We start from the raw sequence: 14,979 nt of genomic DNA on the forward strand, positions 1-14,979 counted from the left end.
CAGTGGCTCCCTCCTCCGCCTTGCGATGCACGCACCCCAACGCCGCCCCGCCCGCCCTCCGGGCGGACGACGGGAGTTTGAAGACAGGCCCTAGCCCGGCTCGGGGCCGGGGGTGCCTTCCGGGGGTGGTGCGCGGGTGGGTACGGTGCGCGCATGGGGCGCTGGGTGTGGGGTGTGGCGGGCGGGTGCTGCGGGCTCGGGCTGTGGTGGGCCGTGCTGGAGGCGGCGGGGGCCGGCCACGACGCGTGGTGGGCCGTGGCCGGGCGGGTCCTGGCCGTGACAGGGGGAGTGGCCGTCGCGGACCGGGTGCGCGGGCGGTGGGGCTGACGGGCCTCAGAGGGTGCCGAGCTCCGCGGTCAGGTTGGCGCGGGCGGCCGCGGTGAAGCGCTCGCGGGCGGCCGGGGTGCGGTAGAGGTCCGGCAGGGCGAGCAGGTGGCGCAGGACGGCGGCCCGGCCGGCCGCGAAGTCCGGCGCGGGGACGAAACCGTACTCCTCGCGGACCGCGGCCGCGTACGCCGCGTACGCCTCGGGGGAGCCGCCGAGGACGGCGAGGTCCGCGTCGCAGAGCACCTCGCCGTCGCGGTCGCCGGGGGCGGGGTCGTGGCCGACGGTGAGCAGCACGAGGCGCTCGACCTCGGCGACCCGCTCGGCGGGCAGCCCGGCGGCGGTCAGCGCGCGGACGGCCAGGGCGGCGCTGCGCTCCTCGTTCTCGGTGCGGTCGGGGCGGTAGACGGCGTCGTGGAACCAGGCCGCGAGGCGGACGGCCTCCGGGTCGGCGGCGTGCCCGGCCAGCTCGTCGACCAGGCCCAGCACCGCGCGCAGGTGTGCGGCGGTGTGGTAGCGGCGCTGCGGTTCCGACCAGCGGCGCAGCAGCTCCCGGCCGTACGGCTCGGGGTCGACGGCGGCCCCGCAGCGGTGCAGCAGGGCGGTCCAGGCGGCGAGCAGGTCGTCGGTGGGCGGGTCGGCGAGCGGGCCCTCGGCGGGCGCGTCGGTGAGCGGTTCCTCGGCGGGCGGGGCGTCCTCGGTGGTCGGCATGGCGACCATTGTGGCGGCCCGGCTGGGTGCCGGACCCGGGGGAGTGGGCGCTGGACCTATAGGTAGGTTGACGATATATGTAGTCGTATGACAGAACGCTCCATGCAGGAGCCCACGCTGCTGCTGCTCACCGCGCTGGCCGACGCCCCGCGGCACGGCTACGCGCTCATCCAGGAGATCGCCGCGATCTCCGACGGCCGGGTCAAGATGCGCACCGGCACGCTCTACGGGGCGCTCGACCGGCTGCTGGGCCAGGGCCTGATCGAGGTCGCCGCCGAGGAGGTGGTGGACGGCCGGGCCCGGCGCAGCTACGCGCTGACCGCCGCCGGCCGGGAGGCTCTGGCCGCCGAGGCGGAGCGGCTGCGGGCGGTCGCCACCGAGGCCGAGCGCCGGCTGACCAGGATCCGGTCGATGCTGCCGGGCAAGACCGGGTCGCAGGGGCGGCCCGCGACGGGGGGAGGCCTCTCATGACCACACCGGTGATCGGCGCGGGGCCCTCCGCGGTGCTGCGGGCCGCGCTCCAGCTCTACCCGGAGCCGTACCGCCGCGAGCGCGGCGAGGAACTGGCCGAGGTGTTCGCCGACACGACGGCGGCGGGCGGCCGGCTCGCGGTCGCCCGGGAGGTCCTCGGCCTGGCGGTGTACGGGCTGCGGGTGCGGCTCGGGCTGACCGGCGCCACGGCGGCCGGGCGGCTGCTGGCGGTGGTCGCGCCGATGCTCGCCGGGGCGGTGGCCGGCGCCACGCTGGTGGCCTGGCTGACCACCGCGCACCGGATCGCCAACCTGCTCTCCTGGGACGACTCGTACGGCGCCTACTTCTCGTCGTTCTGCCCGCCGGTGGCCGCCGTGCTGCTCCTGGTGGCGGGGCTGCTGGGGCGGTGGACGGCGGTGCGGGGCAGCGCGCTGGTCCTGGGGGCGGTGGGGCTCTACAACCTGGCGGACGCCGTCTGGTCCTCCTCCTTCGACCTGTGGTGGAGCGGCTACATCGCGATGGCCACGCTGCCGCTGGTGCTGGCCGCGCTGCTGCTGGCGGCGGCGCCGACGGACCTGCTGCCCCGGCCGGGCCTGCGCGCGGCCGGCCTGGTGCTGGCGTCGGGGACCGTGGGCGGGCTGCTGGAGGCGGCCCAGAGCTGGGACGACACCACCTTCCCACTGGACCTGGCGTGGTTCGTGGTGATGCTGGTCGTCCCGCTGCTGCTGACCTTCGCCGGGCTGCGCGGGCGGGTGGCGCCGACGGCGGCGGGGGTGGCGGCGCTGGTGCTGGCCGGGCCGGGCTGCCTGTTCAACATCTGGCGCGGGTCCGGCGGGGTCTCGCAGCTGCTGCCGGCGGTGGGGCCGTCGGTGGCCGCGCTGGTGCTGGTGGCGGTGGCGGTGCACCGGTTCGGCCGGTCGGAGGCGGTCGGGGCGTCCGGTGCGATCGGGGCGGTCCACGGTCCGGCGTGACCGGGGGGTTCGGGGGGCCGTTCCGGCGTGACCGGAACGGCCCCCTGGGAGTTTCCGGGGGCGGTCCGATGTGGCAGGCTGTCGAATATGTCTAGACCAATTTTCGAAGTCATCGCGCTGACGCCCCAGGACGCCCAGGCCGCCGAGTCGGGCGGCGCCGACCGGCTCGAACTGGTCACCGACATGGCCGCCGACGGGCTCACCCCGTCCGTCGAGGACTTCGGCCGGATCCGGGCCGCCGTCGGCATCCCGCTGCGGGTCATGCTGCGGATCCGGGACGGCTTCGCCCCCGGCGACGTGGACGGGCTGTGCGCCCGGGCCGCCGCGCTGCGGGCCGAGGGGGCCGAGGAGTTCGTGCTCGGCTTCCTCGACGCCGACGGCGCCGTCGACCTGGCCGCCACCACGGCCGTCGCCGAGGCGATCGCCGGCTGCCGCTGGACCTTCCACCGGGCGATCGACCACAGCGCCGACCGGGCCGCCCTGCGGGCCGCCGTCGGCGGGCTGCCCGGCCTGGACACCTTCCTCACCTCCGGCGCGGCCGCCGGGGTGGACGCCGGGCGCGAGGTGCTGTCGGCCGAGCTGGCCCGGGCCGGCGAGCCCGGGTACCGGCAGCGGATCCTGATCGGCGGCGGCCTGCGGGCCGAGCACCTGAAGGAGCTGCGGGCGGAGGGCTTCGACGCCTTCCATGTCGGCGGCGCGGTGCGGGTCGACGGCTGGCGCACGCCGGTGGACGCGGCCAAGGTCGCCGAGTGGCGGGCGCTGATCGACGCCTGAGCGCGGGTGCGCCGGTGCGGGCGTTCGTACGGAAGGGCCGGTCCGCGGACCGGCCCTTCCGCGCACTACCGCAGCTGCTCCGGCAGCGGCTCGCGGTGCAGCACCGTCAGCCCGGAGACCGCACGGGTCAGCGCCACGTACAGCCGCCGCAGGCCGGTCCGCTCGTCCGGCTCCCCGGCGACCACCGCGGCCGGCTCGTCCAGCACCACGTAGTCGTACTCCAGACCCTTGGCCAACGAGGCCGGGACGAGGGTGAGCCGGGCCTCCGCGCTGGTCTCGTCGCCCGGGGAGAGGTACGGCAGGCCGGCCGCGGTCAGCGCCTCGGCGAGCCGCGGGACGCGGGCGTCGGCGGCGATCAGGCCGGTCGAGCCCTCGTGCTCCAGCGCCTCCCGGCAGGCGGCCAGGACCGCCTCCGTGCCGGCCGCGTCGCCGGTCGTGCCGCCGTCCGTGTCCGTGTCCGCGTCCGTGTCGCCCTCCGCGGCGCCGTCCGCGATCCGGTGGATCGTCAGCGAACCGGGCGCCTCACGGACCGAGGAGGCCGGGGCCAGGCCGGGGGCGATCGCCGGGAGCAGCCGGGAGGCGTACGCGATGACCTCCTCCGGCACCCGGAAGCCCTTGGTCAGCTCCTCGATGTGCGCCTGCGGCTTGCCCAGGTGGCGCAGCGCCTCCGGCCAACTCGCCGTCGCCCACGGGGTGGTGCCCTGCGCGAGGTCGCCGAGGACGGTCGCCGAGCCGGTGGTGCAGCGGCGGCCGACCGCGCGGTACTGCATCGGGGAGAGGTCCTGGGCCTCGTCCAGCACCACGTGCCCGAGCGAGGGGGTGCGCTGCACCAGGTCGGTGGCCTCGTCGACCAGGACGGCGTCGGCCGCCGTCCAGCGGGCGGTCTTCACCGAGCGGCCGGGCTTGGGCCACAGCACCGCCCGCTGCTCCTCGGGTGTCAGCACGCCCTCGGCGCAGGCGGCCAGGAACTCCGGCTCGGAGAGCAGCCGCAGGACCAGCTTCGCCGGGTCGACGGCCGGCCAGCACTCCTTGACCACCGCCTTGACGGCGCTGTTGCGGGCCACCGCGTCCTGCACCCGGTCGTCCGGGGCCTCGCCGCCCTGCTCCATCTTCAGCAGCACGGCGTGCGCGATGCGCTGCGGCAGGGCGTCCCTGGCCGCGCCGTAGCGGGTCTCGCGGCCCTTCAACTCCTCGATGATCTCGACCAGTTCGTACACCGGTACGCGCCAGCGGCGGGAGCCGCGGACCACCACGCAGGGCTCGGTGGGCAGCGCGATGCCCGACCGCACCGCCCGGCGCAGCACCTCGGCCATCCGGGCGTCGCCCTTCAGCCGGGCCGCCTCCGGGTCGTCCTCGCCCCTCACCTCGACGTGCCCGACCAGCTGCTGCACGGTGGCCTGGGCGACCTCCAGCTCGCCGAGGGCCGGGAGCACCTGCTCGATGTAGGAGAGGAAGGCGTTGTTCGGCCCGATCACCAGGGTGCCGGTCCGGGCCAGGCGCTCGCGGTGCGCGTACAGCAGGTACGCGACGCGGTGCAGGCCGACGGCGGTCTTCCCGGTGCCGGGCGCCCCCTGGACGCAGATGGTGCCCGTGATGTCCGAGCGGACGATCTCGTCCTGCTCGGGCTGGATGGTGGCGACGATGTCGCGCATCGGGCCGACGCGGGGCTTCTCGATCTCGGCGGCCAGCAGCGCGGAGGCGGAATCGGTCTCGGCCGGGTCGCTGAGGTGCTCGTCCTCGTAGGCGGTCAGCTCGCCGCCGGTGTAGCCGAAGCGGCGGCGGCGGTCGACGTCCATCGGGTCGGTGCGGCTGGCCCGGTAGAACGGCTGGGAGACCGGCGCGCGCCAGTCGATCACCATCGGGTCGCCGTCGGCGTCGTGGACGTGCCGGCGGCCGATGTAGAAGCTCTCGCCGCCGCTGCCCTCGCTCAGCTCCTCGCTGATCGCGTGCAGGTAGTCGAGGCGGCCGAAGAACAGCGGGGTGTGTGAGAGGTCGGCCAGGGCGGCGATCCTGGCCTCGATCTGGTTCTGGAGCACGAGGGCGGTGACCCAGGTGCCGGTCACGTCGCGGATGTCGAGCGACTCGACGTCCTCGCGCATCGCGCGCAGCGCGGCCCGGGAGGCGGCCAGGTGGTCGCGTTCGCGCTGGAGGGGGTCGGTGGTGGAGGTGGCGGGCACAGCGAACCTTCCCGGCTGCCCCGGTGGCGGGCGCAGCGGATCGTAGGAGCTCACGGTGGGTACGGCCGACCGGTTGCCGAACGGTCGGTACCTCCCCCGGCTGCCTGCGGGACTTCAGCAGGTACCACGGTTCGGGAGGGGGCAGACGGACGATCTTAGACCCGTCCGCCCCTGGGGGCCAGCCGCGCGGGTCCCGGGGTTCCGGCCGTACCGGCCTCGGGGTTCGCCCTACCCCGGCCTCGGGGGCCGCCGTACACCCGGCGGACGAGCCGCGCACCTGCGGATACGGCCTTTGGAGTGATGCCGACCGCCGGTCGGGTGCCTACCGTTGAAGACATGAGCACCACGAACCGAACCCCCCGACCCGGCCCGTCCGGCGCCACCGCCGTCTCCGGGCGCCACCGCAACCCGCTGAGCACCGCCGTCCGCAACGTCGGCATCGCCCTGGACACCGCCGCGCGCGTGATCTTCCTCGGGCGCGACGGTGTCCGGTACTGAAGGCCGTGTCCGTTCCCGGGACGGCCTACCGCCCGTGCGTCACAGCACGTCGTCCGCGTCCATGATCCGGTACGCGTAGCCCTGCTCGGCCAGGAAGCGCTGCCGGTGGGCGGCGAAGTCCTGGTCCACGGTGTCCCGGGCGACCACCGAGTAGAAGTGGGCCGAGTGGCCGTCCGCCTTGGGGCGCAGCACCCGGCCGAGGCGCTGGGCCTCCTCCTGGCGGGAGCCGAAGGTCCCGGAGACCTGGATGGCCACGGTGGCCTCGGGCAGGTCGATCGAGAAGTTCGCGACCTTGGAGACCACCAGGACGCCGATCTCCTTGTTCCGGAAGGCCTCGAAGAGCTTCTCGCGCTGGGCGTTGCTGGTCTCGCCCTTGATCACCGGGGCGTCCAGGGCCTCGCCGAGCTCGTCCAGCTGGTCGATGTACTGGCCGATGATCAGCGTCTGGTCCTTCTCGTGCTTCCTGACCAGCGCCTCCACCACCCGCCGCTTGGTCGCCGTGGTGGCGCAGTAGCGGTAGCGCTCCTCCGGCTCGGCGGTCGCGTAGGCGAGCCGCTCGGAGTCGGTCAGGGTGACCCGCACCTCGCAGCAGTCGGCGGGCGCGATGTAGCCCTGCGCCTCGATCTCCTTCCACGGCGCGTCGAAGCGCTTGGGGCCGATCAGGCTGAACACGTCGCCCTCGCGGCCGTCCTCGCGCACCAGCGTCGCGGTCAGGCCGAGCCGGCGGCGGGCCTGGAGGTCGGCGGTGAACTTGAACACCGGCGCGGGCAGCAGGTGCACCTCGTCGTAGACCACCAGGCCCCAGTTGCGGGCGTCGAACAGCTCCAGGTGGGCGTAGACGCCCTTCCGCTTGGTCGTCATCACCTGGTAGGTGGCGATGGTGACCGGGCGGATCTCCTTCTTCGTCCCGCTGTACTCGCCGATCTCGTCCTCGGTGAGCGAGGTGCGCTTGACCAGCTCGTGCTTCCACTGGCGGGCCGAGACGGTGTTGGTGACCAGGATCAGCGTGGTCGACTTGGCGTGCGCCATCGCGGCCGCGCCGACCAGCGTCTTGCCGGCGCCGCAGGGCAGCACGACCACGCCCGAGCCGCCGTGCCAGAAGCCCTCGACGGCCTGCGCCTGGTACGGGCGCAGCTGCCAGCCGTCCTCGTCCAGGTCGATCGGGTGCGCCTCGCCGTCCACGTACCCGGCGAAGTCCTCGGCGGGCCAGCCGAGTTTGAGCAGCACCTGCTTGATCTGCCCGCGCTCGGAGGGGTGCACCACCACGGTGTCCGGGTCGACCCGGGCGCCGACCAGCGGGACGACCTTCTTGGAGCGCAGCACCTCCTCCAGCACCGGCCGGTCGGTGGTGGTGAGCACCAGCCCGTGGGTCGGGTGCTTGAGCAGCTGGAGCCGCCCGTACCGGCCCATGGTGTCCGCCACGTCCACCAGCAGCGCGTGCGGCACCGGGTAGCGCGAGTACGTCACCAGGGCGTCCACCACCTGCTCGGCGTCGTGCCCGGCCGCCCGCGCGTTCCACAGCCCGAGCGGCGTCACCCGGTACGTGTGCACGTGCTCGGGCGCTCGCTCCAGCTCGGCGAACGGCGCGATGGCGCGACGGCAGTCGGAGGCCCTGGGGTGGTCGATCTCCAGGAGAAGAGTTTTGTCGCTCTGGACGATGAGCGGTCCGTCGTTCACGCGGGGAAGCCCTCCACTGGCTGACAGGGTGGATTGACGCAGACCCTCCAGTGTCGCGCATCGCGGGCGGTGCGCGGGAGCCGCCCGGAGTGACCACCGTCCGTACTCGCTCGTTGAGCTGGTCATGAAGAAGTCGAAGCGTGTTCTCACCGCCCTCGCCCTGATGGGCTCGGCCTTCGCGGCCACCGCCTCCTCGGCCGGCTCGGCCCACGCCCTCGCGGGCATCGGCGAGGGGCCCGGCGGCCTGCTCGCGGCGCCCGGGTTCCTGCTGGCGGACACCGTCACCGGGGGGTCGATGCCGGTCGGGCAGGGGCAGATCGGCAGCCTGGCGGACAAGGCCGTCCAGGACAAGATGAAGGAGGCGCAGCAGGGGCACTGAAGGCCCCCGGCCTCCCCGGGGTCACTCGTCGAGTTCCGCGACGCCGGTGATGCGGTGCAGGGCGAAGGTGCGGAGTTCGTCGGCGTGGTGGTCGAAGGCGGTGACGAAGCCGCCTTCGACCTTGACCGGGTCGATGATGCGCTGGCTGGCGATGCCCTCGGCGTTGAGGTAGCCGATCCACATGCGCTCGCCGAGCAGGACGGCCGTCTGGAGGGCGGCCAGGGTCTCGGCGGCGGCGGTGCGGGGGAGCCGGCGCGGGTCGGGGGCGGGGTCGCGGCGGGTGGCGGTGGCGGCGCGGTCGCCGGCCCGGATGGCCTTGATGGCGGCCGCGAGCAGGGTGTCGTCGGGGGCGGGCGGTCCGTCGGGGACGGGCACGGGGGCCGTCCGGGGCGGGGTGCGGCGGCTGTCCGGGCGGGTGATCAGCACGTCTCCCTCGGCGGACTCGGCGGCCGGGGCGTAGCCCATGGTGCGCAGGGCGGCGAGCAGGACGTCCGGGGCGGCCTGGGAGGCGAGGACGGTGGGGGCGAGCAGCCGCAGCCGCAGGTCGGCGGAGCGCCGGTCGGCGAGGACCTCGCCGAGCAGCGACGGGTCGTCGCAGCGCAGGTAGGAGGAGGCGGCGCCGACCCGCAGGACGCCGTGTCGGCGGGCGACGTCGTCGACCAGGTACGCGAGCGGCTGCGGGACGGGCGTACGGCTGTGCTGCTCCAGGAAGGCCCGCAGGTCGGTGGCGGTGCGGCCGGCGTCGAGGGCGCGGCGCACCGAGGCCGGGGTGAAGCGGTAGACGGTGGCGCCGCCCTTGGACTCGATGTCGGCGCACAGGGCGAGGGCCTGGGCGAGCGGGGTGAGCAGCGGGCCGGGGGCGATCGCGGTGAGGTCCGGCTGGAGGATCACGTGGTCCAGCGGCTGCGGGAGCAGCGGGGCGAGCACCTCGGCCGGGTCGGACTCGGCGGTGAGCAGGGCGCGGGCGGGGGCGGCCAGGGCGCCGCGGCCGGTGATGCCGAGGAGTTCGGCCTCGTCGAGGGTCCAGGCGGTGAGTTCGTCGCGCAGGTCGCGGCCGTCCGGGCCGACGGGGCCGCCGCGCAGCGGGCGCTGCCAGCGCAGGGCGGGGAGCAGCTCCTCGGCGGTGGCCGGGGTGCCGGGCGGCAGTTCGGCGAGCAGGGCGAGGGTGGCGCGGCGGACGGACGGGGCGAGGGTGCGGTCGAGTTCGGGGCCGAGGGCGGCGCGCGGCTTGCCCCGGCCGTCCGGGGTGCCGGTGAGGGCGGGGACGCGGGTGGCGGCGAGCCAGGCGCCGGCCAGGACGGACCAGCGCTCGGCGGTGTCCAGGTGCAGCCAGGCGTCGTACCCCGGGGTGGGGGCCCAGCGTTCGTCCACCTCGCCGTCGGGGGCCAGCAGGCCTGCGGTGTAGGCGAGTTCGAGCCAGAAGGCGGTCTGCTGCTCGGTGTTCTCCAGGGCCTGGGCGGTGCGCTTGAGGTCGCGGACGCCGAGGCCGCCGGCGCGCAGGGTCAGCGGTGGGGTGAGGCCCCAGCCGTCCAGCAGCTCCTCGACGGTCTTGACGGCGGTGTGCGCCTGGCCGGCCGCGGCGGCGTCCACGGCCTGCGGGTCGCGCGGGGCGGCGGCGGGCGCGGGCTCGGGCTGGACCGGCTCGACGGTGCGGTGGGTGCGGCCGCCGCGCAGGTGCAGGGCCAGTTCGCGGGGCAGCACGACGCTGCCGGGGCTGCTGGGCAGCAGCAGGCCGCGGGCGAGCAGCCACTCGACGGGGCTCTGCGCGTCCTCGGCGGTGACCGGGCGGGTGGCGTCCGGGACGGTGCCGGTGGGCGGGCCCCAGACCAGCCGCTCCAGCAGCCGCAGCGCGGCCTCGGGCGCGGTGTCGAGCAGTGCGGCGCAGCGGGCGCGGTCGGTGAGCAGCGTGGTGAGCGAGGCGACGGCGCTGACCGGGTCCGGGGTGCCGGGCTCCCCGGCCGAGGCGAGCAGCTGCTGCAGCCGGGCCGGGGACATGCCGACGGTGGCGTCGGCGAGGGTGGGGCCGAGGCCGGTGCGGCCCGGGTTGACGGCGGTCGGGGCGAGCGCCTCGCGGACGGCGAGGACCAGCCGCAGCCCGTTGTCCGGGCCCCAGAGCAGCGCCCGGTCGCGCAGGGTGGCGATCGCGCGCGGCAGGGCGGTGGCGACGGCGGACCGGTCGGCGGGGGTGAGCGGGGTGGCGCCGGGGTGCGGCTTGACCTTCGCCGGGCCGGTCAGCAGGGTGCGGACGGTGCTCAGCGAGGTGCCGTCCGGGGCGGTGGCCAGGGCCTCGGCGACCTGGAGGGTGAAGCGGTCGAGCCGCTCCAGGGCGCGCAGCGCGGAGGCGCGCGAGGAGAGCCGGGCGGACAGCTGGGTGAGGTCGCCGGGGACGGGGTTCAGCAGGTCGGGGCGGGAGCGGAGCAGGGCGGCGAGCGCGTCGTCGGGACGGGCGCGCAACTCCTCGGCGAGGGTGCGCGGGCCGGTGGCGGACCTGCCCCGGCGTTGAGGGCCCTGCTGTGTGGTCATTCGACCTAGGTTAGTCGGGCGCGGGGACGACGGGGTGTCCGTCGTCCGGGCGCACCTCCGGCGCTCCGCCGTACCGGCGGACGGACTCGCGCGGGCGGGGGCGGGGTGGGTAGCGTCACGCCGAGGGCGGTTCGGTGGGCGGCCGGGTACGGGCGAGGCGGGGTGGTCGGTGATGACGGACGGCGAGTGGTGGCGCAAGAGCGGGCCGTGGAGCGAGCGTTCGGTCGGCGGCCCGGACGCGGGCCCGGACGCCGCTTCGGACACCGGCTCGGGTTCGGGCTCGGGTGCCGGTTCGGGTGAGGCCGCGTACGGCGGCGCTCCGGAGGCTCCGTCCGCCCCCGTTCCCGCTCCGGACTTCGACCCCGACAGCGTGTACGACCCGCCGGCGCCGAGCGCGGGCGGCATCCCGTCCGTGCCGCTGCACCTGCCGGAGACCGTCGCCGGGGACCGGCCGGACGGGCCCCCGCCGACGACGGTGTCGAGCACCGGCCCGTGGACGATGACGCTCTTCGACTTCTCGGACGGGCCGCGGCCCGCGCCGAAGCCGATCCCCGGGCAGCGCACCGCCGAGGAGGCCGCCGAGCAGGCGGCGGCGGAGGCGGCGGAGACGGCGGCGGCGCCCGCCGCGGACCTGACGAAGAAGCCGCGCAGGGGCTGGCTCAGGCCGGCCCCCGCCGCCCCTCCCGCGCCGCCCGAGGCCCCGGCCGGGAAGGCCGGGGGCAAGGCCAAGGCGAGAGGGAAGGGGAAGGCCAAGGGGAAGGGCCAGGAGGCGGAGAAGGAGGCGCCCGCCCGCAAGCCCTCCCCGCTGATCCTGCTCTCCTGCGCCCTGCTGGTCGGCGGAGCGGTTTCCGGCTTCCTCCCGGCCATGCTGGCCGGCTGGGGCCTCGGCTACCTGTCCCGCCAGATCTCCGACCTGATGCGGAAGTTCGTGATCCTCGGCATCCCGCTGGTCACGATGAGCGTGTCCACCTTCTACTCCATGCAGCAGGCCAAGCAGGCCGGCGGACAGGGCGGCGGCCTCCAGTCGGGCTCGCCGCTGGGCGCGATCAGCTGGTCGTCCGCCCCGAACGTGCTGCGGCTGTCCGCCGTGCTGTCGGCGGTGGTCCTGCTGCTGCTCGCCCTGCGCCGCCGCCCGCCGCAGCAGCAGGGCTGAGCGCGGGGGCCGGTCCGGTCCGGCCCCCGCCGGGCAGGGCTACTGGCGGACGAAGCAGCCGGAGCCGTCCACGACGGCGTGGGCGCCGCCGTTGTGTGACGGTGGCGCCGGGCGCGGGCGGGGCGTCAGTCGTCGGCGAGGTGGACGAGTCGGCGGAAGGTCGTCGGGTCGCCGAGGTGGTCGACGATCCAGTGGGCGACGGTGGCGCGGGTGGCGGTGCCGGCCCGGGGGAGCGGTCGGTCGTACGAGACCTGCGGGCCCGGGGACGGCGGGCCGTCCTTGAGCATCGGCACGCGGACGACCGTCCAGGCGGTGTCGGAGCCGGCGAGCACCGCCTCCATCCGGGCCAGGTCGTGGTGGACCTCCCGGTACAGCCGGTCGACCACCAGCCTGGCCACCACCCGTTGGGCGCGCGGGAGCCGGCTGGTGTCCAGCCCCGCCGAGCTCATCGTGACCAGGTGCCGGGCGCCGCCGTCCCGCAGTGCCGAGGTCAACTCCCGGGCGCCGTCGGAGAAGACGGTGGTGGCGGTCCGGCGGCCGGTGGTGCCGAGGGTGGCGACGACGGCGTCCTGGTCGCTCAGCGGCCCCCGCAGGGAGCCCGGCCGGCCGACGTCGGCCCGGGCGGTGAGCGGGGTGCCGTGCGCGTACTCCGGTAGCCGGGCGGGGTCGCGGGCGACGGCGGTGACGGTGTGTCCGGCGGCCAGTGCGAGGTCGACCACCAGACGGCCGGTGCGTCCGGTGGCACCCACGACTGCGATCCTCATCGGTTCCCTCCTCGGGATGGTTCGGGATGGTTCGGTCTCGGATGGCGCCTTGTCATTCATTCAGACGGACTGTATGAATGAAATCAAGTGAACCACGGCGCACCGCGCGTGCGAACCCGAAGGAGCGATGGAACATGGGAGTTCGGCAGGATCGGTACCCCGACCTGGACGGCCGGGTGGTCGTGGTCGCCGGCGGCAGCCGCGGCATCGGCGCGGAGACCGCCCGCGCCTTCGCCCGGCAGGGCGCGGCCGTCGCCGTCCTCGGGCGCGACGCGCAGGCGCTGGCGGAGGTGGCGGAGGGCCTGCGGGCGGAGGGGGTCCGGGCGCTCGGACTGGTCGCCGACTGCACGGACGCGGCGGCACTCGGCTCCGCCGCCGCCCGGATCGAGCGGGACCTCGGCCCCGTCGACACCCTGGCCGCCTTCGCCGGCGGCGGAGGCTACCCGGTACCGACCGTCCGCGAGACCGAGGAGCACTGGCGGGCCGTGCTCGACGGCAACCTCACCGCCACCTTCCTCACCGTCCAGGCCTTCCTGCCCGGCCTGCTGGCCCGCCGCGGCGGTTCGATCGTCACCATGGCGTCCACGGCCGGCCGGCTGGCCGGCGGCGCCTCCGCGGCGTACGCCACGGCCAAGGCGGGGGTGCTGATGTTCACCCGGCACCTCGCGCTGGAGGTCGCCGGTGAGGGCGTGCGGGTCAACGCCATCGCGCCGGGCGCCGTCCGCACCGAGCGGACCGCCGCGCAGATGCCGCCCGAGGTGCAGGCCGCGGTCGCCGCCGCGCACCCGCTGGGCCGCCTCGGCGAGCCGGCGGACGTCGCCTCGGCCACGCTCTTCCTGGCCTCCGACGCGTCCTCCTGGATCACCGGGCAGACCCTGGACGTCAGCGGCGGGCGGGTCATGCTTTGAGCGCCGGGCCCGCTCCGCCGGGCGCCTGGCCTTCCCCGCCCGGGTGAACCGATCGGCGATACTGCCAGTTCACACGGAACGAGTGGAGGCGAGCGGGATGAGCCCCCGGTCCTACCGGATGGGACAGCGGCAGGCGGAGGTCGACGAGACCCGCGCCCGGATCGTCGCGGCCGCCCGCGCGCACCTGGCCGAGACCGGCGGGGTCTCGCTGGACGCGGTCGCCCGCCGCGCGGACGTCGCCCGGGCGACCGTCTACTACCAGTTCGGCTCCAAGGCGGGCCTGCTGGAGGCGGTCTGCGACGCCCTCGCCGAGCAGGGCGGCATGGCCCGGCTCGCCGAGGCCTTCACCCAGGCCGACCCCTGGGCGGCGGTGGACCGCTTCGTCGAGGTGATGGGCGGCTTCTGGGCGGTCGACCGGGTCTGCACCCGCCGCCTGCGCGCCCTCGCCGCGCTCGACGAGGAGGTCGGCCGGGTCATCGCCGACCGCGACGCCCGCCGCCGGGAGGGCGCCGCGGTGCTGGCCGGCCGGTTGCCCGACGCCCCGGCGGACGCGGGGCGCCTGCTGTTCGTGCTCACCGCCTTCGAGACCTATGACGCGCTGGCGGCGGAGGCGGAGGCGGCGGGAGCCGTGGGCGGCGGGGCCGACCTGGCTGTGGCCACCCCGGCGGTCACCCGCCTGGTCCGCGCCGCCCTCGGCGGGCCGGTCGACGGGTCGTAGGCCCCGGGTCAGCCGGCCTGCCGCGCGGCCGTGCCGAGGATGCCGGCGGTGACGGCCGCCGGGTCGTCGGTGGGCAGTGCGTGGCCGGCGCCGGGGACGATCTCGACCCGGGCGGTGGGCACCAGCCGGTGCAGGCGGTCGGCGACGGCCCGGGCGTCGTGCAGGGCGCTGCGTTCGCCGAGGAGGAAGAGGGCGGGGGCGGTGAGCCGGCCGAGTTCCCGGTCGGTGAGGGTGGCGGCCGGGGGCAGGCGGCGGCGGAAGCCCATCGAGGCGCGGACCAGCGCCATCAGTTCGGTCTCCAGGACGGCGCTGTTGCCGACCAGCCGGGCCAGCCGGGGGCGCAGCGGGCGCGGGGCCGTCGCGGCGAGGCCGCCGAGGACGAGCCAGGTGTAGAAGCGGCGGTCCAGGTCGGCGAGGCCCGCCGTTTCGACCAGGGTGAGGGCGGCGGTCCGTCCGGGGTGGTGGATCTGGTGGTTGAGGGCGATCCAGCCGCCGTAGGAGCAGCCGACCAGGTGGGCGGAGGGCAGGTCGAGGGCGGTGAGCAGCTCTTCCAGCCAGGCGGCGGCGTCGCGGCCGTCGGTGACGGGGGCGCTCTGCACGCTGGCGCCCGGTTCGCCGACGGTGTCCACGGCGATCACGGGGTGCTGTGCGGCGAGGGCGTCGAGGTGGGCGTGCCACATCAGCGCGTTGCCGCCGGAGCCGGGCAGCAGCACGATCGGCCGCCCCTCGGCGCGGCCGGTGCGGTACACCCGGGTGGTGCCGTAGCCGGTGGGGACGTCGAGCGGTGTCCAGGGCCCCGGCCGGAGTTCGGTCAGCGCGCGCTCGTAGGCGGCGCGGAAGCGGGCTTCGGCCTTGCCGTTCTTGAACTCGCTGATTCGCATGGTACATGTGTATCACATGCATGATACGGGTGTACCAAGTGAAGCGGGAC

Annotated in this window: 15 protein-coding genes; 9 read left to right on the forward strand and 6 right to left on the reverse strand. The window is 75.9% G+C overall.

Features of this window, described 5'->3' with window-relative positions; all coding sequences use genetic code 11:
* Positions 1 to 153 precede the first annotated feature (153 nt).
* Positions 154 to 327, forward strand: a complete 174-nt coding sequence (locus ACWDCZ_RS13405; RefSeq protein ID WP_449815999.1) for a hypothetical protein — start codon at positions 154 to 156, stop codon at positions 325 to 327.
* Between the two features lie 6 nt (positions 328 to 333).
* Here the strand turns inward: ACWDCZ_RS13405 and ACWDCZ_RS13410 are convergent, their stop codons facing one another.
* On the reverse strand, positions 334 to 1,044 hold the full coding sequence (locus tag ACWDCZ_RS13410) for an HD domain-containing protein (RefSeq protein WP_449816000.1): 711 nt from the start codon (positions 1,042 to 1,044) through the stop codon (positions 334 to 336).
* A 78-nt stretch (positions 1,045 to 1,122) separates the two neighbouring features.
* On the opposite strand from ACWDCZ_RS13410, the gene ACWDCZ_RS13415 reads away from it, so the two are divergent.
* The 3 genes from ACWDCZ_RS13415 (at position 1,123) to ACWDCZ_RS13425 (ending at position 3,251) form a co-directional block, all read left to right on the forward strand.
* A complete protein-coding gene (locus ACWDCZ_RS13415) occupies positions 1,123 to 1,506 on the forward strand; it encodes a PadR family transcriptional regulator (RefSeq protein WP_049652335.1) in 384 nt (127 codons plus the stop codon).
* Positions 1,503 to 2,477, forward strand: coding sequence for a hypothetical protein (locus tag ACWDCZ_RS13420; protein ID WP_449816001.1), 975 nt, complete (start codon positions 1,503 to 1,505; stop codon positions 2,475 to 2,477). Before ACWDCZ_RS13415 ends, ACWDCZ_RS13420 begins: the two co-directional genes overlap by 4 nt.
* A gap of 87 nt (positions 2,478 to 2,564) precedes the next feature.
* Positions 2,565 to 3,251 (forward strand): copper homeostasis protein CutC, encoded by a 687-nt coding sequence (locus ACWDCZ_RS13425; RefSeq protein ID WP_049652332.1) that lies wholly within the window; start codon positions 2,565 to 2,567, stop codon positions 3,249 to 3,251.
* Between the two features lie 65 nt (positions 3,252 to 3,316).
* On the opposite strand, the gene ACWDCZ_RS13430 is transcribed toward ACWDCZ_RS13425, so the two are convergent.
* Positions 3,317 to 5,350: a HelD family protein gene (locus tag ACWDCZ_RS13430; protein ID WP_449816031.1), complete on the reverse strand. Its 2,034-nt coding sequence runs from the start codon at positions 5,348 to 5,350 to the stop codon at positions 3,317 to 3,319.
* A 414-nt stretch (positions 5,351 to 5,764) separates the two neighbouring features.
* Between ACWDCZ_RS13430 and ACWDCZ_RS13435 the strand changes: the two genes are divergently transcribed.
* Positions 5,765 to 5,926, forward strand: a complete 162-nt coding sequence (locus ACWDCZ_RS13435; protein WP_158077777.1) for a hypothetical protein — start codon at positions 5,765 to 5,767, stop codon at positions 5,924 to 5,926.
* Between the two features lie 39 nt (positions 5,927 to 5,965).
* Here ACWDCZ_RS13435 and ACWDCZ_RS13440 read toward each other — a convergent pair whose 3' ends face one another.
* Positions 5,966 to 7,603 (reverse strand): DNA repair helicase XPB, encoded by a 1,638-nt coding sequence (locus ACWDCZ_RS13440; protein ID WP_049652330.1) that lies wholly within the window; start codon positions 7,601 to 7,603, stop codon positions 5,966 to 5,968.
* 124 nt (positions 7,604 to 7,727) lie between these two features.
* Here ACWDCZ_RS13440 and ACWDCZ_RS13445 point away from each other — a divergent pair, with 124 nt between their 5' ends.
* Positions 7,728 to 7,982, forward strand: coding sequence for a hypothetical protein (locus tag ACWDCZ_RS13445; protein WP_049652328.1), 255 nt, complete (start codon positions 7,728 to 7,730; stop codon positions 7,980 to 7,982).
* A 21-nt stretch (positions 7,983 to 8,003) separates the two neighbouring features.
* On the opposite strand, the gene ACWDCZ_RS13450 is transcribed toward ACWDCZ_RS13445, so the two are convergent.
* Positions 8,004 to 10,505 (reverse strand): helicase-associated domain-containing protein, encoded by a 2,502-nt coding sequence (locus ACWDCZ_RS13450; protein WP_449816002.1) that lies wholly within the window; start codon positions 10,503 to 10,505, stop codon positions 8,004 to 8,006.
* Between the two features lie 172 nt (positions 10,506 to 10,677).
* On the opposite strand from ACWDCZ_RS13450, the gene ACWDCZ_RS13455 reads away from it, so the two are divergent.
* Entirely contained in the window at positions 10,678 to 11,658 is a 981-nt protein-coding gene (locus ACWDCZ_RS13455; protein WP_449816003.1) for a hypothetical protein, read from the forward strand.
* 125 nt (positions 11,659 to 11,783) lie between these two features.
* Here the strand turns inward: ACWDCZ_RS13455 and ACWDCZ_RS13460 are convergent, their stop codons facing one another.
* Complete coding sequence (locus tag ACWDCZ_RS13460; protein ID WP_449816005.1) at positions 11,784 to 12,422, reverse strand: NAD(P)-dependent oxidoreductase; 639 nt, start codon at positions 12,420 to 12,422, stop codon at positions 11,784 to 11,786.
* 134 nt (positions 12,423 to 12,556) lie between these two features.
* Between ACWDCZ_RS13460 and ACWDCZ_RS13465 the strand changes: the two genes are divergently transcribed.
* Both ACWDCZ_RS13465 and ACWDCZ_RS13470 read left to right on the forward strand, forming a co-directional pair.
* Positions 12,557 to 13,330 (forward strand): SDR family NAD(P)-dependent oxidoreductase, encoded by a 774-nt coding sequence (locus ACWDCZ_RS13465; RefSeq protein ID WP_375876438.1) that lies wholly within the window; start codon positions 12,557 to 12,559, stop codon positions 13,328 to 13,330.
* 97 nt (positions 13,331 to 13,427) lie between these two features.
* Positions 13,428 to 14,048 carry a TetR/AcrR family transcriptional regulator gene (locus tag ACWDCZ_RS13470; protein ID WP_387972748.1) on the forward strand — a complete coding sequence of 207 codons (621 nt, stop codon included), beginning with the start codon at positions 13,428 to 13,430 and terminating at the stop codon, positions 14,046 to 14,048.
* An 8-nt stretch (positions 14,049 to 14,056) separates the two neighbouring features.
* On the opposite strand, the gene ACWDCZ_RS13475 is transcribed toward ACWDCZ_RS13470, so the two are convergent.
* Complete coding sequence (locus ACWDCZ_RS13475) at positions 14,057 to 14,929, reverse strand: alpha/beta fold hydrolase (protein ID WP_074005455.1); 873 nt, start codon at positions 14,927 to 14,929, stop codon at positions 14,057 to 14,059.
* Positions 14,930 to 14,979 lie beyond the last annotated feature (50 nt).

This window comes from Kitasatospora sp. NPDC001225 (assembly GCF_053597855.1).

What these genes read in the sequence shown, in the direction of transcription:
- ACWDCZ_RS13420 (WP_449816001.1), top strand. Translation starts at nt 1,503, where the DNA reads ATGACCACACCGGTGATCGGCGCGGGGCCCTCCGCGGTGCTGCGGGCC.
- ACWDCZ_RS13455 (WP_449816003.1), top strand. Translation starts at nt 10,678, where the DNA reads ATGACGGACGGCGAGTGGTGGCGCAAGAGCGGGCCGTGGAGCGAGCGT.
- ACWDCZ_RS13410 (WP_449816000.1), bottom strand. Translation starts at nt 1,044, where the DNA reads ATGGTCGCCATGCCGACCACCGAGGACGCCCCGCCCGCCGAGGAACCG.
- ACWDCZ_RS13415 (WP_049652335.1), top strand. Translation starts at nt 1,123, where the DNA reads ATGACAGAACGCTCCATGCAGGAGCCCACGCTGCTGCTGCTCACCGCG.
- ACWDCZ_RS13425 (WP_049652332.1), top strand. Translation starts at nt 2,565, where the DNA reads ATGTCTAGACCAATTTTCGAAGTCATCGCGCTGACGCCCCAGGACGCC.
- ACWDCZ_RS13475 (WP_074005455.1), bottom strand. Translation starts at nt 14,929, where the DNA reads ATGCGAATCAGCGAGTTCAAGAACGGCAAGGCCGAAGCCCGCTTCCGC.
- ACWDCZ_RS13435 (WP_158077777.1), top strand. Translation starts at nt 5,765, where the DNA reads ATGAGCACCACGAACCGAACCCCCCGACCCGGCCCGTCCGGCGCCACC.
- ACWDCZ_RS13465 (WP_375876438.1), top strand. Translation starts at nt 12,557, where the DNA reads ATGGGAGTTCGGCAGGATCGGTACCCCGACCTGGACGGCCGGGTGGTC.
- ACWDCZ_RS13450 (WP_449816002.1), bottom strand. Translation starts at nt 10,505, where the DNA reads ATGACCACACAGCAGGGCCCTCAACGCCGGGGCAGGTCCGCCACCGGC.
- ACWDCZ_RS13405 (WP_449815999.1), top strand. Translation starts at nt 154, where the DNA reads ATGGGGCGCTGGGTGTGGGGTGTGGCGGGCGGGTGCTGCGGGCTCGGG.
- ACWDCZ_RS13445 (WP_049652328.1), top strand. Translation starts at nt 7,728, where the DNA reads ATGAAGAAGTCGAAGCGTGTTCTCACCGCCCTCGCCCTGATGGGCTCG.
- ACWDCZ_RS13470 (WP_387972748.1), top strand. Translation starts at nt 13,428, where the DNA reads ATGAGCCCCCGGTCCTACCGGATGGGACAGCGGCAGGCGGAGGTCGAC.
- ACWDCZ_RS13430 (WP_449816031.1), bottom strand. Translation starts at nt 5,350, where the DNA reads ATGCGCGAGGACGTCGAGTCGCTCGACATCCGCGACGTGACCGGCACC.
- ACWDCZ_RS13460 (WP_449816005.1), bottom strand. Translation starts at nt 12,422, where the DNA reads ATGAGGATCGCAGTCGTGGGTGCCACCGGACGCACCGGCCGTCTGGTG.